A 20,858-nucleotide genomic window follows, 5' to 3' on the forward strand; every position below is an offset into this window, starting at 1 on the left:
TAAATAAAGGGAAGTGCAGCAGACCTATTTTAGTCCCCAAATCGGGAACATTTTATCTGTTACCTATTGTAACAGTACGTTTAATAAATGATTACATTAAACGACTTTCGGATTGAAAGTGCGGTGGATTATACAAGAGTGGCTTTGAATATGCAAGTTTTTTATTAAATAAAAGGGATTTAAATCCCTTTTATCCTCTTTCACTTACATCTGTTACAGAATCAACTCTCGCTTAACCCTAACAAAATAGTGTAAAGTTCAAAATTGGTAATGAATAGACTCTTTATAATCATTATAAAGTTCCTTATTTTTTTCATCTCCACCGTCTAAATTTGCAGAGTAAAAAATAGGCGGTGAAGTTACACCAAGTTCAACCAAGCGGCGACAAGTTTCAACGACAACAGTATTTAATATGGTAGCACCTATTACCGTAGAAGTTGGACCAACTTTTTGTTCTATTCCTTGTATCTTGCAAGTGGCATCGCCAATATCGCCGTGGTTATCTAAAACCACATCAGCTAATTCAAATAACCGCTGACCACTAACGTGCCGACTCGATACCGATTGAGAATAAGCAACATTAGTTAAAGCAATAATATTTACACCTTTTTGTTTAGCTGCTAAGGCTAAATCTAAAGCAATGGCATTACGTCCTGATACCGAATGAATAATTAAAATATCATCCTTATAGAAATTAACCGTACTCGCAATGGCTGTGCCATAACCCTCTAAACGTTCCATTTGGCTAGTAAATGTAATTGGCTCTCTGTCCAATAATACTTCACGAGCAAAAATTGGATTAATAAGCATTAATCCACCTGCACGATAATAAAGCTCTTGGGTTAAAATTCCTGCATGACTTGCACCGAAAATGTAAAGAGAACGCTTTTCGGTAATAGCTTGAACAAAAAGTTCAACAGTTTGTTCTATCGCCATTCTTTCTTTTTCTTCAATTAAGGTTAAAATTGCCCTTATTTTCTCTATGTAATCAAACATTAAAAACCACCAAAGAGACGAGCGATACTACCCCATAAGGAAAAATCATTGCCACCAAAAATCAATAACCAACTTTGAATAGTGGTACTAAATAGAACAGCTGATATTCCCACCAGAATAACCATTACCACGGACGCTACCGCTGTACCAATAATCGCCCCTTTTAAACCACCTTGTCCTTCACCAATTACCGCTGCACCACCGGCCTCAAAGAAACTGGTAATCACTAATGGCACGATAAGCACACCGAAAATATTAAAGGTATTGGCTAAAATGAGTAATAACGTAGATGTAATCATTGCCACAACAAAGCCAATAATCACCGCATTTGGACGATAATTAAAGATAATAGGCACATCAAATGCAGGTTTTGCACCAGGAACAAGTTTTTCAGCAATACCTTGGAAAGCAGGAATAATTTGATTAATCAATAAACGCACCCCATAAAGCATTACCAATAATCCAGCCCCAAAAGTGATCCCTGCACTGATAGAAAACATAATTAGATTATTTCCATCAGGGGTTAATGTCGGAATAAAAATACCTACAATTAAGTTGATTAAAAAGAGAACGATACCGCCTGTAATAGAAATTTCACGGAAAAAAGACAGGCTTTCAGGCACTTTAATATCTTCCGTTGATTTTTCTTTATTACCAAACCATTTGGCAACATAACCAGAAACTAAAGATAAAATACCTGTTGGGTGTCCTATAAGAAAAGAATCATCTCCCGTGGCATCCCATACAAATTTACGCATTATCCAAGGCATCAATGACCAATAAAGGGCAGAAAAAATTGCAGCAAATGTAATTAGTACCCAACCCGTTAAACCATTTTCAACGCCTGCGGCAACAAAAACAAAAGGAAACCACCAGAGCATATGTCCTGTTAAGAAAATGGTTTTTACAGGGGTAAAACGAGCAATTAACAAGTGCAAAATTAGCCCGACAAACATCGCCAAGCCTACTGTTCCACCATAATTTTGCGTAAAATTATCCCCTAATAAACCTTGAGAAACCTCAAGACCTAAATGATTTTGAAAGGCAGTATTAATAGGCACAATAGTACCCGACATTAAATTGACGCCAGTGGTTAGGATTACCATACCAAAGGCGGCGGTCAATGTGCCTTTAATAATATCGGATATGGATTTCTTTTGTAGAGCTAAACCTAAAAAAGCGATTAAACCTAACAATACAGGGGGATTTTTTAAAATATGATTACTCAAAAAATCTAACATAATTTATCCTTTTAAACTATTCAAATAGGTTTCAAGCTGTTGTTTAACTTCCACTTTATTCATATAAATTTTAATCGGATAAACTGGATTTTTAACCGAAGAACTTAGCTCGGAAAGTAATTCATGGCTAGTAAAATAAACATCCGCTGACATTGATTTCGCTGATGAAAGATCGGTATTATCCACGACCGCATCAATACCCAATTCTTTAGCAACCTTTTCTAAGGTCATTCTCAGCACCATAGAACTACCAACACCAAAACCACAAACGGCTAATATTTTGATCATAAACGACCCTCCAATAAATTCTTGACTATTAAAAATTCCTAACTTTATAACACACTATTTAGATACTACTTCTTTACTAAATGTGGACATCGCTGATTTACTCCACTTCACAGGGAAGAAAGATACATCTGTTTTACCCGATTCGCTGCTTAGTGGACGAACGCCAAATTGTTCATTAAGTTTTTTCTGGGATTCAGGAGATGTAATCCAATTGATAAAGACTAGTGATGCTGCAGGATGAGCCGTGTTTTTTGCAACCCCGACCACATTACCGCCAGCTGGCATACCAAATTTTGGTACATAGAATTTCAAACGTGGTGTAACTGCCCCTTGTTTTTGCATACTATATAAATGATCTTGCCACGCAGAAACTAAATCTAATTCTCCATCATTTAAACGAGTTAAACTGTCTGCATTGGAAGAAGTGCGAGTCATTTTTGCTTTATTTTCAGCAAACCATTGCCATGTTTTATGCCAAGTATTAATCTGTGCATCATTAATTTCTTGATTAGCATAATCATAATCACCGCTCACATTAATTAATGCTCGTTCAATAAAGGCCTTACCTGAAGAACCACCACTTGGATCAGCATAACCAAACTTTTTCGGATTCGCATTGATATAGCTTTCTACATCGGTCCAGCTTTGTGGTAATTTATCTTCGCTAATGCGTTGCGGATCATAAGCAAAGCCTGTTTGATTACCCCAAAAACCTAAGGCCTCATTGCCAAAAGGAATCCCTTGTAATAAGTGATTACCGTTGGTGAAGTTCGGAATAAATTCAATGTTATCAAACACATTTCCTTTTTGAATAGTTGGGTAGCTATCTGATGCGATAGCAACTACGTCCATTTTGCCTTTTTCTAGGCTTTTTTCAGCGAGCAATTTGCTGATATTACCCTCTGCTGTACCCTCAGGAATTTTGACTTTAATACCATATTGATTTTCAAAGTCTTTCACAAAAGTACGAAATTGTGGTTGTAAATACCACACGCTAACGACCACTTGCCCCTCTTGTTTAGCTTGAGCTTCTATTTCTTGCCAAGATTTTTGACTCAGATCATTTGCCATCACGGAACTAGCGAAAAATACGCTAGAAAGTGCGGTTGAAAAAGTAAGTAATTTACGCATAATATTTCTCCTATTAATTTAGGCTTTGCCTGTGGATTGAGATAAATAATTTCCTTTTAACAATTTCTCGATTAACATCATTAAAATAATATTCGGCACAAGCAAGATGATAGAAACCACGGCGGCATTGGGGCGAATAAATGAGTAACCCAAGAAAGAATATAGAATGGTCGGCACAGTGATAAAATCAGGAGAACCAATCACAAAGGAAATGGAAAATTCTTCAATACTTTTTACCAAACAGAAAATAATCGCTGCAAGAAAACTCGGTTTCAGCATAGGCAAATAGACATCCTTAAAGGTGGTGAGTTTGGATGCCCCCAAATCTCGGCTAGCATCAATTAAATCCTGTGGAACAGCAGAAAACCCTGCGGATAAAATCCGAATAGCATAAGGCAAAGTCATTACCGTATGCCCCACCACAATGCCGATAAAAGGATTGGTAATGTTTAAACTGAGCAACATTTGGCTGAAAAACAACGCAATGATCATCCCAGGGATCACCAATGGAATTAACGTAAGTAATTCGGCAAATTTTTTGCCACGAAAGTCCATTCGTCCAAAAGCATAAGCGGTTGGCATTGCCAAAGTAATTGCAATTAACGCTACCGACGGTGCAATAGTGTAGCTATTAAGCATCGCTTCAGGCAAAGAGGTGTTCTGCCATACATTAACCCAACGTTCAAAAGAGAGCGATTGGGGCAAAATATCGGGGTAACTCCACGGATGATCAGGATCAACTAATGACCAAAGTCCTGCCATAAAAAATGGCACAACCAACCAAATTAAATTGGCGACAGCAAAGAAAATCAATGAGATACGGCCAATTAATTTACCATTTTTAGTTTGCACGGCGTCATTCATTTGATTTCTCCTTTTTTACGACTAAGCGGTTTAATCAACATCGACACGACAATAGTGAAAAAAGCAGAAGTCAGCATAATCATCATCGCCATCACCGCACTTTGATTCCATTCATCATATTGGTAGGCTGTCATTTGCATTAAACGTGCTAATGAATAGGTATCTCTCGGACCTGCCACGCTGTAAAAGGCAAAGTCCCCCAACGCACCGATAAAAATCAAAATAAATGAAACCTGTACAGCTCCCAAACTGAGCGGAAACACAACATAACGAAAACGTTGCCACGGATTTGAACCTAAATTTGCTGCCGCATCAAGTAAATCGGATTTCAGTGAGTTCACCGCTCCGCCAATCAGAATCAGAGCAAAGGGAATATTTTTCCACATTTGCAGAATCACCACGCCCCAACCAAATTCATCATTTTGCAAAGTATGGGGTTGATCCCAAATACCCAAATACACCAAGGCCTCATTTAAAATACCATGGTAAGAAATCATATTCACAAATAAGAAAGCGGCAACCAATCCTGGTACAAGCATTGGTGCCCGTAACATGGTAATAATGGTGACTTTGGCAGGTAATGGTTTGCGTAACCACATTGCTATTGGGTAGGCGACAATAATAGAAAGAATGGCTCCTAGCAATGACACTTTAATGGAATAAAACAGTGCTTTTTGGAATACTGTATCGGATAACACGGTTTGCCAATGTTCCAAAGTAAAAGCCACTTCATCACCAAAACTGCTGTGTAACCCGAAACTCTGTAAAACCACAATATAAAAAGTTGATCCCATTAAGACTAAAATCGTACCCAGCCCCGTACTCAGCAATAACCAAGCCTTTAAATTTTCTCGCCATTTATTCATACAGCCTCCAAGAAATGGATCGCCGTTTGTGGCAAATGAAAAGTTAATTTATTATCTTCGGGAATATGGGGAAATTTGGTTAACTGCAGACGAATCTTATAATCGGGCTGTTGGGGCAAGGTGGCTTGTACTTCGGTTAAATTTCCCATAAAGGCAGTTTGTTTCACTTCAACAGTAAACTGATTTTCGCCACCATTAGCATCGCATAATTCCGCATCTTCAGGACGGAAACAAATATAGACTTTTGATGATTCGGGAGCTTTTTCAGAATAAGCAATAAACTCGCCAAAAATCGACCGCACTTTATAACGGTTATCACCCAATGATTCTACGTCCGCCTGCGTAATATTCGCCACCCCGATAAAATCTGCGACAAAACGGTTAATCGGTTGATGATAAATTTCTTGCGGTGTACCAATTTGCTCGATACTGCCTTTGTTCAACACAATGATTTTATCAGACATTGCCAAGGCTTCTGCTTGATCATGGGTGACATAAATGCTGGTTAAATTATATTGACGGGAAAGCTGTTTGATTTCAAAACGCACGCTTTCACGCAATTTGGCATCAAGATTGGAAAGGGGTTCATCAAATAAAATCACGTCAGGACGAGTCACCATTGCCCGAGCCAACGCTACCCGTTGTTGCTGACCGCCCGAAAGCTGATTCGGCATTTTGAGCTTGTGCATTTCCAAATCCATTTGTTTTAAGGCGGTATTTAAACGAGAAACCTGTTCGGCTTTCTCTATCTTTTTTTGCTGTAATCCATAACAAATATTATGGGAAACATTCAAATGGGGAAATAGGGCATAAGATTGGAAACACATTGCGGTGTTACGTTTTTCTGGTGGAACAAAATTGACATTTTCACCACCGATTAACACTTCACCCTCATCAGCTCGATAAAACCCTGCTATCAATTTCAATAAGGACGTTTTACCGCAACCACTCGGACCGAGCAAGGTAACAAATTCCCCCTCTTCTGCGACAAAAGAAATATCCCTAGCGGCATAAAAATCCCCGAATTTTTTGGTTACATTTTTAATTTCAAGTTTTGCCATTTTCTCCCCCTACTCCATTAGGTTACATCACCCCAAAGGCATAAAATAACCGCTGTAATTTACTGAAAAATTATGTATAATTGCAAAAATTAAGATTTAAAATATAGAAATCATCATCTCTTATCAATAAAGAAAAAGTGTTTTCTATCCACCAAAACCTTTATATACACACAGAAAAAAGAGTATCTATGAAAATCAATGACAAAATCCGATTACTTCGTGAAGAGCATTTGCTTTCTCAGGAACAGATGGCAGAAAAAATGCACTTATCTACCAATAGTTACGGTAAAATTGAACGAGGTGAAACGAAATTGACGTTGAATAAACTAGAACAAATTGCAGATATTTTTGATTTGGATGTGGTGGAATTGATTCAAAATTGCGATGAAAAGAATATTTCTTACCAAGTTAATCATTACGGTTCGAATATTTTTAGTACAGCCAGTAATATTAAAGACATACTCAACGAGAATGAGAAACTCAGCTTGATTATTGCTCACAAAGATGAAACTATTCAACAATTACAAGAAGAAATTAAACTATTAAAAGAGATGTTGAGTTTTTTAAAGGTAGCATAACAATTAAACTACTCCCGAAACGGATTAAAAACCAATAAATCTTTCATGTCAAAATCTTTAATATTACGAGTAACCAATGTCAACTGATGTTGCAAGGCTGTGGCTGCGATCCAAGCGTCATTTTCAGGGCGTTTGTTGGGAACATGTAATTTGGCACAGATTTCTGCAGTCTGTGAATCAATAGGTAAGATTCGCCCCTGAAATTGACGTTTTACCGTATTTTCAAACCAAAATTGAATGATTTTTGCTTGAGTGGGATCTCGTCTGTATAAGGCTAAAATACCACGTTCAATTTCCATGATAGAAACCGCAGAAATAAAGGTCTGATCTTCCGTGACGTTCTTTGCCCACGCAACGACCCCAACATTGGCATAACCCAAGGGAATTTTACGTATTTCGCTAATAATATTCGTATCAATTAAGAACATCATCAGAACTCCACATCTGGACGTTGATGATCCACTTCACGATCTGGCAAGATTAAATCAATTTCTGCAATTTGTGGGTTGCTACTCGCAAAAATATCATATAATGATCGAGAAGATGAAAGCTGAGTTAAGCGTTGATATTCCGTATAATTTAATACAACAATATCAGGCGTACCATGTTTGGTAATCAACACGGGTTCTATTTTTGCAATTTTGTGGGCTTTTCCTGTATTTTGGTAAAATTCCCGACTGGTAATCACATTCATATTCCCTTTCCTTTCCATTGTAAATATTAGCTAATGCTACTACATTAGTTATATTGTTACAACAAAAATAAACAGATAACAAAAAAGATCGAATTTCTTCGATCTTTCCTCTTACAATAAACTCCCTAAAAATTCACCGCACTTTTCAACTTCTTCAACGCATTAGTTTCCAACTGACGCACCCGTTCAGCAGAAATATTATACTTAGCCGCCAAATCGTGCAATGTTGCTTTATCATCATCTAACCAGCGGGCTTTAATAATGTCTTGGCTCCGTTCGTCCAAGGTTTCCATGGCATTGCTTAATTGCTCAACGGCTTGGTTTTCAAAGTTTTCATTTTCTAATTCCGCCGCGAAATTGGAGCTTTTATCTTCCAAATACATCACAGGAGAAAAGCTACTTTCTTCGCTATCTTCATTGGGCAAATCAAAACCAACATCGGCCCCCGTCATGCGACTTTCCATTTCGATCACGTCTTGTTTAGACACGCCGAGCTCATTGGCCACTAAATCCACTTCGTTTTCATTAAACCAACCTAAACGTTGTTTAGTTTTACGTAAATTGAAGAATAATTTGCGTTGTGCTTTAGTGGTTGCCACTTTCACAATACGCCAGTTACGGAGCACATATTCGTGAATTTCTGCTTTGATCCAATGCACTGCAAAAGACACCAAACGTACGCCCACTTCTGGATTAAAGCGTTTGACGGCTTTCATTAAGCCAATATTGCCTTCTTGAATTAGGTCCGCTTGCGGTAAGCCGTAGCCTGAATAACCACGTGCCACATGAATCACAAAGCGTAAGTGTGACAAAATCAACGCTTTTGCGGCTTCTAAATCTTCTTTGTAGTACAAACGTTCCGCCAATTCCTTTTCTTCTTCTGCCGTGAGCATTGGGTACTCATTAGCGGCACGAATATAACCCTCGAGATTACCTTGCGGAACTAACATCATTTGTGCTTCTTTATTCATCGCTTTCCTTCTTCAAATGTAAGACGAAATAGTTTCTGTCTTTATAACATAAAACAGCAAAAGATCAACTGCTTTCGATTTTATGTTAAATTAGACCGCACTTTTTTCATAAAAGTTCCGCTATTTCATAAAATATTTAGCTAAGAATCCGCTTTAATTGATAGTTTAAACCTTTTTGTCAATTTTACCGAGTTTCTATTTGAGAATCAACATCGGTTTTTCACTATGGCGTGCGACTTTAACGGTGTTAGAGCTTAATCCCTTGGCTTTCGGTTTACTGCTCGCCAACATGACGATTAAATCCACCGATTTTTCTTGTGCAATACGGTTCACTTCTTCATATACGGTACCATGGGCGACGATATGTTGCACTTTCGCACCGGCGGGAAAATTCGCTTGAGTGAACTCGTGTAAGGCTTTATTGGCTTCTTCGACCACGGATTTATCAAAATTTTTCGGTAAAAACGCAGAGATAAAGCTGTCATCCATGGGTTCAATAATAGATACCACACGATAAACTGCATCAGGCTTATGCGCCGTCAGTTTTAAGCAAGTGTCCACTACATATTTGGCACTTTGCAAATTATTTAAATCAATCGCAATGAGCAAGTTGTTATACATAAAATATCCTTTTTAAAGGCTGGCGGGTTGCCAGCCATACATTAATTCGTGATTTGAGATTTCCGACGACGTTGATTCCACCACACCCCGAATGCCAATAATAGGGCTGGGATAAACATCCATTCTTTTGGAATCGAATGAGTGGGTAAATCCAACTCAAGAATCGTTTGATCCCAGTTTAATCCTGCTTTAGCCGCTGGAGAATCCATTTCTACGTTATCAATTAAGATTTTCGGTGACAATTTGCCGTTAATTTCAATCTGTTCACCCGTATCTAACAGGGTTAAACCTAAGGCTTTCACCCGATCTTCGCCCGTTTCGCCGGCAGGCACGGCCAGTTGTGAATAGAATTGAATTTCTTTGCCGTAAGGGTTAATGCCAGATACTTTCAGCATAATATTTTGCCCGACAGGTGTTTGTCCCAACTCTTGCACAAATTGCGCAGGCTCCACGCTACGTGCGGTCGGGGAAACATATTCCATAAAGAACCCTGGACGGAATAACGTAAACGCTGCCAAAATTAACACCGCCGTTTCCCATGCTTTATTTTTCACCACAAAGAAATTCATGCTTGCCGCCGTGAAAATCATAATCCCAATGGTCGCAACACAGAATATCAGCAAGGCATGCCACCAAGTGACATCAATAAGCAATAAATCCGTATTGAAAATAAACAGGAACGGTAAAATAGCGGTTCTTAAACTGTAATAAAATGCGGTTACCCCAGTTTTAATCGGACTGCCCCCTGAAATAGCGGCAGCGGCAAAAGAGGCCAAACCGACGGGAGGCGTCACATCGGCCATAATGCCGAAATAAAAGACGAATAAATGCACCGCAATTAATGGCACAATTAAGCCGTTTTGTTTGCCCACTTCCACAATCACCAAGGCCATTAAGGAGGACACGACGATATAGTTGGCGGTGGTCGGCAAGCCCATGCCTAAGATTAAGCTGAACATTGCCACCAGAATCAACATTAATAAAATATTGCCCATGGACAAGAATTCAATAATGCCGGCTAATTGCACACCGAAACCGGTCAAAGACACCACGCCCACGATAATACCAGCGGTGGCAGTCGCAATCCCAATACCAATCATATTTCTGGCACCGACTTCAAGGCCATCAATGAGTTCATATAAACCTTGTTTAAACAGGGCTTTTTTGTCGCTTTTTTCCTGTCTGAACCAACTTAATAGAGGCCGTTGACTCACTAAAATAGAAGATAACGCCAAGATTGCCCAGAAAGCGGAAAGCCCCGGTGATAAACGTTCGATCATCAAACACCACATTAATACCACCACCGGCAATAAGTAATGTAAGCCTGCATTCACCGTCGGTTTTGCCGACGGCAATTTGACGATTTTGGAATTAGGATCATCAGGTTCTAAATCGGGGAACTGTGCCACACGACGAATTAAGCCTAAATAAACACAGCCGAGTAACGTCCCGATCACCATAAAGGAATAATCTGGAATCAACGTTTTAATCCAGCCTAAGCCAAAATGTAAAGCAAAGAAAATCACGCAAAGGGTCAAGAAAAAGCCTAGCGTACGGATCACGACCATTAAAAACGGACGAGCAGGATCAACTCGATCAAGCCCTTTTAAGCCCATTTTATTGGCTTCTAAATGCACGATGTAAACCAACGCAATATAAGAAATCAGCGCCGGTAAAAAAGCGTGCATAATTAATTGGCTGTACGGCATATTGACATATTCAATCATCAAAAATGCGGCAGCCCCCATTACAGGTGGCATAATTTGGCCATTAACGGAAGAGGCCACTTCTACGGCGCCCGCTTTCTCGGCTGAAAAGCCCACACGTTTCATCATGGGAATCGTGAATGTCCCCGTGGTCACCACATTCGCAATGGAGGAACCAGAAACCAATCCAGTGAGCGCAGAAGAGACCACAGCGGCTTTAGCGGGCCCGCCTTTTAAATGGCCTAAGTAGGCAAAGGCAGTTTTAATAAAATAATTACCCGCCCCCGCTTTATCTAACAACGCACCAAATAATACAAATAAGAACACATATTTCGTGGAGACGCCAAGCGCCACACCAAAGACCCCCTCAGTGGTGATCCATTGTTGGTTGACAATTTGAGCCAATGAGCCTGAACGGTGGCTAATAATCCAATCTGTTGGCATAAATTGCCCGAAGTAATTATACAGCAAGAACACCACCGCAATCACCACCAACGGCAAACCTAAACTACGTCTTGTGGCCTCTAATAACAGCAAGACACCGCAACAACCTGCAATAATATCTTGCAAATTTGGTGCACCAAATCGAGTGACTAAGCCCTCGTAGAAAAATAAATAATAAGCTCCTAAAAATGCACCGGCAATGGCTAAACACCAGTCGAATAAAGGAATCCGATGTTTAGGTGAACTAGCAAAGGCAGGGAACGAAAGAAACGCTAAAAATAACGCAAACGCCAAATGATAAGAACGGGCTTTCGTGTCGTCCACCACCACATTTAACGGAATGCCGAGATGCGTTAATTGCTCTTGCAACCAAAATGGAAACGGCGAAGTATAATAGAGCTGAAAAATCGACCAAACAATTGCGGTCACAATAATGAGTTTTTTGGCAAAGCCTCTTGGATTTCGACCGCCGGCATCATTGGATGCCACCATATCTTGCAAGTCATCATAATCCATCGCTTTTTCTTGTGCAGACATCGTAAAGTCCCCGAATAACGATAAAACAGACACCCTACACAGGCTGCGTAGGGTGTAATAGAAAAGGACAAAGCAGGATTAATTTATTTTAACCAGCCTTTTTCTTTGTAGTAACGAGCCGCCCCCTCGTGCAATGGTGCAGATAAGGCATTTTTAATCATTTCTTCTTCTTTTAAGTTCGCAAAAGCGGGGTGTAAACGTTTGAAACGGTCGAAGTTATCAAACACCGCTTTTACCACCGCATAGACTTTATCTGCGTCCACATCCGTTGAACTCACTAACGTTGCATAAGAACCGAATGTATCCACTGGATTATCAGTGCCTTTATACAAACCACCAGGAATCACAGCTTTCGCATAGTAAGCATGTTGCGCCACTAATTTATCAATTTCAGGGCCGGTTACTGGCACTAAGTGAGAATCACAAGACGCTGCGGCCTCTTTCAATGCACCATTCGGGTGACCCACGTTGTAAGTGATGGCGTCAAGGTTGTTATCACACATAGATGACGCCATTTCTGCTGGTTTTAATTCCGCAGCCACTTTGAAATCTTTGTCCGTCCAACCTTTTTCTTTCATGATAACGTTGATGGTGGCACGGGTACCAGAACCTGGATCGCCCACATTCACACGTTTACCTTTCAAATCATCAAAAGATTTAATGCCAGAATCATCACGTGCCATTAACGTAAAGGGTTCAGCATGTAAGGAGAACACCGCACGCAATTTGTCATTTTTCTTGCCCTCAAAAGAACTGGTGCCGTTATAGGCATGATATTGCCAGTCAGATTGTGCAATCCCCATATCCATTTCCTTGGCAGCAATCGCATTCAAGTTTGCAATGGAGGCACCAGTTGAGGGGGCATTACATTTAATGTGGGTTTTCGCCGTATCACGGTTCACTAACTGACAAATAGATTGACCAACCACATAATATACGCCCGTTTGGCCACCAGTACCAATGGTAATAAACTGTTCTTCTGCAGCTTGAGCGGAAAATGCCGACATTGCAACGCCAGCGACAAGGGAAAGTTTTAAGAATTTTTTCATAACAATAGTTCTCCTAGAAAGGGGATGAAGTTGTATATTTCCGTACCTATTAAAAAGGGACAGTTAAAAATATACCAATTTAGCTGTCGGTTGCAACATATTTTTTACATTACAACGAATTGAATATAAAAAATGCGACAAAGATCGCATTTTTTGCACCGCACTTTTGTTGGTATCACCTCTTCGTGACAAAAAGTGCGGTGTTTTTTTATCCTATTTTACATCGCCGCAACGTATTTCAACATCACCCCTGCAGCAATGGCTGAACCAATTACGCCAGCTACATTCGGTCCCATGGCGTGCATCAGTAAGAAGTTTTGATGATCGGCTTCCAACCCTACTTTGTTAGAAACACGAGCTGCCATTGGTACGGCTGACACGCCAGCAGAACCAATCAGTGGGTTGATTTTATTTTTGCTGAATTTGTTCATCAATTTCGCCATCAACACACCGCTACCCGTTCCGATACCAAACGCAATCACGCCTAACAGTAAAATACCAAGGGTTTGTGGTTGCAAGAATTTATCTGCCACCAATTTCGCCCCAACCGATAAACCTAACACGATGGTGACAATGTTAATCAAGGCATTTTGTGTGGTATCACTTAAACGATCCACCACGCCACTGACTTTCATTAAATTACCAAAACAGAACATACCGAGCAATGGGGCGGCATCAGGTAATAATAATGCCACCAATAATAACAAGATAATTGGGAACATCACTTTTTCTGTATTACTCACATTGCGAAGTTGCGTCATCCGAATCTTGCGTTCAGTTTCGGTAGTTAAGGCTTTCATAATTGGCGGTTGAATTAATGGGACTAACGCCATATAAGAATAGGCAGCCACTGCAATCGCCCCCAATAATTCGGGAGCAAGTTTGCTGGTTAAGTAAATGGCGGTTGGACCATCTGCCCCCCCAATAATTCCAATAGAGGCAGCTTGTGGCAAGGTAAAATCAATTACCCCTAACCAGTTTAAACCCAAGGCACCCAATACGGTGGTGAAAATCCCGAATTGTGCCGCCGCACCGAGTAATAAGGTTCTTGGATTGGCAATTAACGGACCAAAATCCGTCATGGCACCGACCCCCATAAAAATCACCAGTGGTGCAACACCATAGCCAATCGCTACTTTATAGAATAGGGCTAAAATACCTGCACTAAAGCCAAGATCGCCAGCGGTGACTTCAAGCTGTGCTTGCACAGAGGCTGGCAAGCTCGCAAGAGCGGTTTTAATTGCAACAGGATCTGCCACTACACCGATTTTTCCTGCAATCACAGCAAGTTGTTCAGGTGTGCCTGAATGTAACAAATTATCCAATGCCGTCATTGCCATGCCCGCTTCAGGAATATTCGATAACAAGCCACCAAAGCCAATCGGCAATAACAACAACGGTTCAAATTTTTTCACAATGGCAAGCCACAATAACAACAGGCTCACCAAAATCATCACCGCTTGCCCCCATTCAAGGTGCATAATACCTGTGCCTTTCAGTAGAGCAATAATACTTTCCATACTGCCTCCAAATTAAGCAATGGTCATGACGGTGTCGCCCACAGCCACTGAATCACCCGCTTTCACACAAATACCACGCACCGTACCAGCAAGGTTCGCCCGTACTTCGGTTTCCATTTTCATTGCTTCTAAAATAAACAACACATCACCCTCTGCGACAGTTTGCCCCTCGGTGGCGACCACTTTCCAGATATTGCCTGCCATTGGTGCGGTAACTGCGGTACCAGTACCACTTGCAGCAGGTGCTGGAGCAGTTTGAGCCACAGGGGCTGCCGCTGGAGCTGCTGTCGGTGCAATATGAGTAACATCGCCACCTTCAGACACTTTCACAACAAAGGCTTTACCCTCAAGTTCCACGGTGTAAACTGCTGAACCGCTTGCTGGTTTGGCTGGGGCTTTTTCTGCTGGTTTTTGTACCGCACTTTCTAACGTTGGTGCTGGCTCAAAGGCAGCAGGATTACCACGATTTTCTAAGAATTTCCAACCAATTTGTGGGAATAACGCCACAATTAACGCATCATCTACCGCATTTTCAGCCAGTTTAATGCCTTTTTCTTGTGCGGTTTGTTTCACTTCTGCTTCAATTTTCGCCATTTCAGGGGCAATATGATCCGCTGGACGGTCGGTAATTGGTTTGCCACCCTCAAGCACACGAGCTTGTAATTCTGCATTCACAGGGGCTGGAGTGCGACCATATTCGCCTTTTAAAATCCCTGCGGTTTCTTTGGCGATGGTTTTATAACGTTCGCCCATTAACACGTTGATAACAGATTGCGTACCCACAATTTGTGATGTCGGGGTGACTAACGGAATATAGCCTAAATCTTTACGCACGCGTGGAATTTCTTCCAACACTAAATCTAATTTATCGCTGGCATTTTGTTGTTTTAATTGACCCTCAAGGTTAGTCAACATACCACCTGGCACTTGTGCCACCAAAATACGGCTATCAATACCACGCAACTGCCCTTCAAATTTGGCATATTTTTTCCGCACATCACGGAAATACGCGGCAATTTTTTCTAAGCGTGGAATATCTAAGCCCGTATCAAATTCCGTACCTTGTAAGGTCGCCACAATGGATTCGGTAGCTGGGTGTCCATAAGTACCTGACATTGAAGAAATGGCTGTATCCACCCCATCAACACCTGCTTCAATCGCTTTTAATAATGCCATTTCTGCCATACCTGTGGTGGAGTGACAATGCAAATGTAATTGCACATCAAAGCGTTTTTTGATTTCGCCGACTAATTCGGCAGCCGCCATTGGGTTTAAAATCCCTGACATATCTTTAATCACAAGGCTATCAATACCAATTTCAAGCAATTGTTCTGTCACATCTAACCAAGTTTGCAAGGTATGCACGGGGCTGGTGGTGTAACTCAATGTCCCTTGTGCGTGACCGCCGTGTTTTTTCACCGCTTGCAAGGCTGCTTGCATATTGCGTGGGTCGTTTAACGCATCAAATACACGGAATACGCTCATGCCATTAGCGACACAACGTTCCACAAAACGATCCACCACATCATCGGCATAATGACGATAGCCCAATAAATTTTGTCCACGTAATAACATTTGCAACGGAGTTTTCGGGCAGGCTTTTTTCAACTCACGCAAACGTACCCAAGGATCTTCACCTAAAAAACGAATACAGCTATCAAAAGTCGCACCGCCCCACGCTTCTAACGACCAATAGCCCATATCATCTAATTCCGCCGCCATTGGCAACATATCATCTAAACGTAAACGAGTGGCAAATAAAGATTGATGAGCGTCACGAAGTACCACGTCGGTTATTTTAATTTTTTTAGTCATAATAAAATCCTTCTCTATTAATTTGAATGGGTCGCACGATGATGTGCAATGGCAGCAACAATCACTGGACGTAAACGATCTAAGTCGTTACTGACAGGCTGAAGTGCGGTGGAATTGGGTGCTGTTTTTGGAACAGCCACAGGTTCAGGGAAATATCGGGTAATCAGTTTTGACATCAGTCCAATCGCCCAAATTAAAATGAGCAAAAAGACCAACACAAAACCCATACCTGAAAACATCAGGTTAATCCCTTCGCCGAAAAGTTCTGCAGGGGTCATATTAATCATCCTTATATGAAATAGAACATTGTTGTATCTTACGACGTAATGAAAATAAAATCTTTGATAAAGATCACAAAGTGAGCAAATTATTTTATTTACACCACTTTTTGCACTAACGCAGAAATATCCTGTGCGAAGTGCATTTGCTCGGCCATTTCGACAATTTGCGAGTGCGAATATTTTTTACTATTATAGACCACTACTTGGCTGACATCGCCCACTTGCAAGAAATTCTTTTCACCAAATTCAGTGTAACGAGTGGCTCCAATACTGATGACAGCTTTGCTTGGAAAATTGGCTTGTTTGAGTAATTTGGCAATATCATTCATCGGATCCTGATCAGGCTGATGATTCATTTTATCCACAATCCAGTCTAATAATTGTTGATGAAAATAACTGTATTCCGCAGCGGGGCTGTCAATACCGTATTCCGTTAACACGCCATTACGTTGGTGGAAACAGGCAATATGATAATCATCAATATTACTGCCCGTGGCAAAGCCATTTAAAGCAATCCAATTGGCGGAAATCCCTTTGGAATCTGCCCCCCAGTTTTTCTTTTCACAAATTTTGTGGGCGTTAGGGCGACGAATGGAACAATCGTTGTAAGCAGCAAAATGGGTCGGTAAAAGTGCGGTGACTTTTTGACTGGTTTTATCATATTGCACGTCGCAAATTAACGCAATTTCTGGCTCAATTTGCAAATTATCGGCATTCTGTGGAAATTGCAAACGGTCATGAGAAATCGGGTAAACCGATAAAAAACCTTCGCTTTCGTCTAATTGCTGACTCGGTACATAAAAAGGGAAAATGGCCTTGGGTTGCACCGCACTTTCTGTTTTCACTTTCACAAAATCTGCCGCCTCACCCGCTTGTTCCAAATGACCGGCAAAATTACCGGCCACGCCTAAACCAATAAAATCGTGATTTAACATACTTTTCTCCTTGCTAATTAGCTGAAAAACCGGAAAATAAACCAAATTTTGAAAAATATAACACAAAAATGATCCTATTCTCCAATTTATCTTTAAAACGTGGGCAAAATTTACTGCTCGAAAATGCCACCGCGACCATTAATCCAAAGCAAAAAGTAGGCCTAGTGGGAAAGAACGGTTGCGGTAAATCTTCTTTGCTTGCTTTACTCAAAAAAGAAATGTCACCCGAGGGCGGTGATGTGAATTTTCCGTCTCATTGGGCGGTGTCTTGGGTGAATCAAGAAACACCTGCGTTAGACACGTCAGCCTTAGATTATGTGATTGAGGGCGACCGCCTTTATTGTCAATTACAAACCGAGTTAGCACAAGCTAACCAACGCAATGACGGCCATGCCATTGCCCATATTCATGCACAGTTAGACAATATTGATGCGTGGACCATTCAATCCCGAGCCTCGGCGTTGTTGCATGGGTTAGGTTTTGCTCAAGAAGAATTGCAACGCCCTGTAAAATCCTTTTCGGGCGGTTGGCGAATGCGGCTGAATTTGGCACAAGCCTTGTTGTGTCCGTCCGATTTATTGCTATTGGACGAGCCCACCAATCACCTAGATTTAGATGCGGTGATTTGGCTAGAACGCTGGTTAACCCAATATCAAGGCACCTTGTTATTAATTTCCCACGACCGTGATTTTCTTGATCCTATTGTCAATAAGATTTTACATATCGAAAATCAGCAACTGAACGAATACACCGGTGATTATTCGAGCTTTGAATTACAACGTGCAGAAAAACTCTCACAACAGACCGCACTTTTCCGTCAGCAACAAGAAAAAATTGCGCATTTACAAAGCTATATCGACCGTTTCAAAGCTAAAGCGACCAAAGCCAAACAGGCTCAAAGTCGCATGAAAGCCCTTGAACGCATGGAAAAAATTGCCCCAGCCCATATTGATAATCCCTTTACCTTTGAATTTAGAGAACCTTTGTCACTCCCGAGTCCTTTAGTGATGATTGAAAAAGCCGCTGCTGGCTATGGTGTGGGTGAAAGTGCGGTGGAAATTTTGCAAAAAATTAAACTCAACCTTGTCCCAGGTTCAAGAATTGGGTTACTTGGTAAAAACGGTGCAGGGAAATCCACGCTGATCAAATTATTAGCTGGCGAATTAACCGCCCTTTCAGGCAACGTGCAACTGGCCAAAGGCGTGCAACTGGGCTATTTTGCTCAACATCAATTAGACACCTTACGAGCCGATGAATCCGCCTTATGGCATTTACAAAAATTAGACGACAAACTGACCGAACAAGAATGCCGCAATTATTTAGGCAGTTTCGCTTTTCACGGCGACAAAGTTAACGAAGCCGTAAAGACCTTTTCTGGCGGCGAAAAAGCTCGCTTAGTGTTAGCATTAATTGTATGGCAACGCCCAAATTTGCTGTTATTAGATGAACCGACTAACCACCTTGATTTAGATATGCGACAAGCCCTAACCGAAGCCTTAGTGGATTATCAAGGCTCGTTGGTGGTCGTGTCGCACGACCGCCATTTATTGCGTAACACGGTGGAAGAATTTTATTTGGTACATGATAAACAAGTGGAAGAATTTCACGGTGATTTGGACGATTATGCGAAATGGCTGAATAATATCAATACGCAAGAACGTAAAGAATTAAATAAAAGTGCGGTGCAAACCAGCGATATTTCGGAAAATTCCCAACAAAATCGCAAAGATCAAAAACGCCGAGAGGCCGAATTACGGCAACAAACTGCACCATTACGCAAGAAACTCATTCAGCTTGAAAGCCAGATGGAAAAATTGTCTGTACAGTTGGCTGAGATTGAGCAGCAGCTTTCCGATAATGATCTCTATTCGCCAGAAAATAAAGAAAAATTGACCGCACTTTTGGCGGAGCAGGTGAATGTGAAAAAACAGTTGGAAGAGGTGGAAATAGAATGGTTAGGGATTCAGGAAACATTAGAAAGTTATAACACCTAGCCTGATTAAGACTAGGTGTTAATGCGTATTTTTCTAACGTTCTTGCATTGCTTGTTTCAAGCGCGTGATCGGTTTGATAAGATATTGGAACACGGTTTTTGTTCCCGTTTTAATATCTGCCGTTGCCGTCATGCCGGGGGTAATGTCCATTTTATTCCCGTTTTTATCGGTAATATTATTGCTCACCGTTTCCACCAATACACGATAATAGGCTTGGTCTGGGTTGAGTTTTAACTCACTTGGACGACGATCATCTTGTAAAGTATCTGGGCTGATAAGCGTGACTTTTCCCTCAATACCACCATAAATGGCATAATCATAAGCACTGATTTTAATTAAGGCTTCTTGACCAGTGCGGATAAATGCCACATCACGTGGCGCCACATAGACTTGCACCAACAATTTTTCATCAATCGGCACGATTTCCAAAATCGTTTGCCCAGCACTCACCACGCCGCCTACGGTGTTGATTTTAATATTTTTTACAATACCTTTCAGCGGGGCTTTAATTTGTGAATGCGCCACGGGGTCAGCACGCATAATGCGGTTTTCTTTGGCTTGTGCGAGATCCGCTTCTTTCGTTACCAATTCATTGTTGGCATCGGTGGCGTAACGGTTGCGGCGTTCGCTGATTTGCGTGGTTAAATCGGCAGATTGGCGTTTTAATCGCAACAATTCCACTTCAGGCATCACGCCTTTTGCCACCATCGGGGTCGTGATGGCGATTTCTCGATCCAACATCGTTTTGCTTTGTTGCATACCTGAAATCGCTTCCTGCATTGCTTTGCGGCGAGTGTTGTAGGCGGCGGTTTCACTTGCGATTAACTCATTAGGCGTATTTTCTGCAAATTTTAATGGCTGACCATAGGCTTCGGCTTTTAAGCGGTCAATGGTAGCTTGTAAGGTGCTGATTTTGGCTTCCGTTTCCTTTAAAATCGCCAAACTACGCGTATCATCAAGGGTGAGCAATACCTGCCCTTTTTCCACGATGTCCCCCTCTTTCACTCGCATTTCTTTCACTATGCCAGGGTCAAGGCTTTGAATGACTTGATCACGGCTGCTCGGAATCACTGAACCTTGTCCACGGGTCACTTCTTCCAATGGGCTGTTGTACGCCCAAATCACAAAGACTACGGCAAAGACAAACAATAGGATAATCATCGCAAATGATTTAGTATGTTTCTCTTTTTGCAGGGCGGCATTGAGATCATTAACGAGTGCTAAATCTTTTTCACTCAGCTGTTCTTTTTGGTTTTCTGCTTTCAT

Annotated in this window: 20 protein-coding genes; 2 read left to right on the forward strand and 18 right to left on the reverse strand. The window is 41.1% G+C overall.

The features are described 5' to 3' along the window. Nucleotides 1–258 precede the first annotated feature (258 nt). Genes ACTG7L_RS08300 through ACTG7L_RS08330 form a run of 7 tightly spaced genes read right to left on the reverse strand, consistent with a single transcriptional unit; the run spans nt 259 to nt 6,447 of the window. On the reverse strand, nt 259–996 hold the full coding sequence (locus ACTG7L_RS08300) for a sugar isomerase domain-containing protein (protein WP_439328138.1): 738 nt from the start codon (nt 994–996) through the stop codon (nt 259–261). Continuing rightward, nucleotides 996–2,237 carry a PTS ascorbate transporter subunit IIC gene (locus tag ACTG7L_RS08305; RefSeq protein ID WP_439236103.1) on the reverse strand — a complete coding sequence of 414 codons (1,242 nt, stop codon included), beginning with the start codon at nt 2,235–2,237 and terminating at the stop codon, nt 996–998. Before ACTG7L_RS08305 ends, ACTG7L_RS08300 begins: the two co-directional genes overlap by 1 nt. 3 nt (nt 2,238–2,240) lie before the next feature. Continuing rightward, the gene (locus ACTG7L_RS08310) at nt 2,241–2,525 is read right to left on the reverse strand and encodes a PTS sugar transporter subunit IIB (protein WP_439258010.1); all 285 of its coding nucleotides are present in this window, start codon (nt 2,523–2,525) and stop codon (nt 2,241–2,243) included. A gap of 54 nt (nt 2,526–2,579) precedes the next feature. Continuing rightward, entirely contained in the window at nt 2,580–3,656 is a 1,077-nt protein-coding gene (locus ACTG7L_RS08315) for an extracellular solute-binding protein (RefSeq protein ID WP_439328139.1), read from the reverse strand. Between the two features lie 18 nt (nt 3,657–3,674). Beyond that, nucleotides 3,675–4,520, reverse strand: a complete 846-nt coding sequence (locus ACTG7L_RS08320) for an ABC transporter permease (protein WP_439328140.1) — start codon at nt 4,518–4,520, stop codon at nt 3,675–3,677. Further along, nucleotides 4,517–5,386, reverse strand: coding sequence for an ABC transporter permease (locus ACTG7L_RS08325; protein ID WP_439328141.1), 870 nt, complete (start codon nt 5,384–5,386; stop codon nt 4,517–4,519). The genes ACTG7L_RS08320 and ACTG7L_RS08325 overlap by 4 nt, the downstream gene beginning before the upstream one ends. Further along, nucleotides 5,383–6,447: an ABC transporter ATP-binding protein gene (locus ACTG7L_RS08330; protein ID WP_439328142.1), complete on the reverse strand. Its 1,065-nt coding sequence runs from the start codon at nt 6,445–6,447 to the stop codon at nt 5,383–5,385. The genes ACTG7L_RS08325 and ACTG7L_RS08330 overlap by 4 nt, the downstream gene beginning before the upstream one ends. A 188-nt stretch (nt 6,448–6,635) precedes the next feature. Between ACTG7L_RS08330 and ACTG7L_RS08335 the strand changes: the two genes are divergently transcribed. Continuing rightward, nucleotides 6,636–7,025 (forward strand): helix-turn-helix domain-containing protein, encoded by a 390-nt coding sequence (locus ACTG7L_RS08335; RefSeq protein WP_439328143.1) that lies wholly within the window; start codon nt 6,636–6,638, stop codon nt 7,023–7,025. A gap of 8 nt (nt 7,026–7,033) precedes the next feature. Here ACTG7L_RS08335 and ACTG7L_RS08340 read toward each other — a convergent pair whose 3' ends face one another. The 10 genes from ACTG7L_RS08340 to ACTG7L_RS08385 all read right to left on the reverse strand — a co-directional run bounded on the left by ACTG7L_RS08340 (nt 7,034) and on the right by ACTG7L_RS08385 (nt 17,598). Next, nucleotides 7,034–7,453: a type II toxin-antitoxin system VapC family toxin gene (locus ACTG7L_RS08340; RefSeq protein WP_439328157.1), complete on the reverse strand. Its 420-nt coding sequence runs from the start codon at nt 7,451–7,453 to the stop codon at nt 7,034–7,036. 2 nt (nt 7,454–7,455) lie between these two features. Continuing rightward, entirely contained in the window at nt 7,456–7,719 is a 264-nt protein-coding gene (locus ACTG7L_RS08345; RefSeq protein ID WP_439328144.1) for a type II toxin-antitoxin system prevent-host-death family antitoxin, read from the reverse strand. 125 nt (nt 7,720–7,844) lie between these two features. Then, entirely contained in the window at nt 7,845–8,690 is an 846-nt protein-coding gene (gene rpoH, locus ACTG7L_RS08350; protein WP_439328145.1) for an RNA polymerase sigma factor RpoH, read from the reverse strand. A gap of 195 nt (nt 8,691–8,885) precedes the next feature. After that, entirely contained in the window at nt 8,886–9,311 is a 426-nt protein-coding gene (locus tag ACTG7L_RS08355) for a universal stress protein (protein ID WP_439242682.1), read from the reverse strand. Nucleotides 9,312–9,352: 41 nt separating this feature from the next. After that, nucleotides 9,353–11,998: a TRAP transporter permease gene (locus ACTG7L_RS08360; protein ID WP_439328146.1), complete on the reverse strand. Its 2,646-nt coding sequence runs from the start codon at nt 11,996–11,998 to the stop codon at nt 9,353–9,355. Nucleotides 11,999–12,081: 83 nt separating this feature from the next. Beyond that, nucleotides 12,082–13,047, reverse strand: a complete 966-nt coding sequence (locus tag ACTG7L_RS08365) for a TAXI family TRAP transporter solute-binding subunit (RefSeq protein WP_439257998.1) — start codon at nt 13,045–13,047, stop codon at nt 12,082–12,084. Between the two features lie 218 nt (nt 13,048–13,265). Continuing rightward, a complete protein-coding gene (locus ACTG7L_RS08370) occupies nt 13,266–14,567 on the reverse strand; it encodes a sodium ion-translocating decarboxylase subunit beta (protein WP_439328147.1) in 1,302 nt (433 codons plus the stop codon). Between the two features lie 12 nt (nt 14,568–14,579). Then, nucleotides 14,580–16,382, reverse strand: coding sequence for a sodium-extruding oxaloacetate decarboxylase subunit alpha (oadA, locus tag ACTG7L_RS08375; protein ID WP_439328148.1), 1,803 nt, complete (start codon nt 16,380–16,382; stop codon nt 14,580–14,582). 17 nt (nt 16,383–16,399) lie between these two features. Further along, nucleotides 16,400–16,660: an oxaloacetate decarboxylase subunit gamma gene (locus ACTG7L_RS08380; RefSeq protein WP_439242672.1), complete on the reverse strand. Its 261-nt coding sequence runs from the start codon at nt 16,658–16,660 to the stop codon at nt 16,400–16,402. A 98-nt stretch (nt 16,661–16,758) separates the two neighbouring features. After that, nucleotides 16,759–17,598 (reverse strand): DUF5718 family protein, encoded by an 840-nt coding sequence (locus ACTG7L_RS08385; RefSeq protein WP_439328149.1) that lies wholly within the window; start codon nt 17,596–17,598, stop codon nt 16,759–16,761. A gap of 68 nt (nt 17,599–17,666) precedes the next feature. On the opposite strand from ACTG7L_RS08385, the gene ACTG7L_RS08390 reads away from it, so the two are divergent. Then, entirely contained in the window at nt 17,667–19,592 is a 1,926-nt protein-coding gene (locus ACTG7L_RS08390) for an ABC transporter ATP-binding protein (protein ID WP_439328150.1), read from the forward strand. Nucleotides 19,593–19,625: 33 nt separating this feature from the next. On the opposite strand, the gene ACTG7L_RS08395 is transcribed toward ACTG7L_RS08390, so the two are convergent. Continuing rightward, on the reverse strand, nt 19,626–20,858 hold the full coding sequence (locus ACTG7L_RS08395) for an HlyD family efflux transporter periplasmic adaptor subunit (protein WP_439328151.1): 1,233 nt from the start codon (nt 20,856–20,858) through the stop codon (nt 19,626–19,628).

This window comes from Lonepinella sp. BR2357 (genome assembly GCF_051851525.1).
Lineage (GTDB): Bacteria > Pseudomonadota > Gammaproteobacteria > Enterobacterales > Pasteurellaceae > Lonepinella.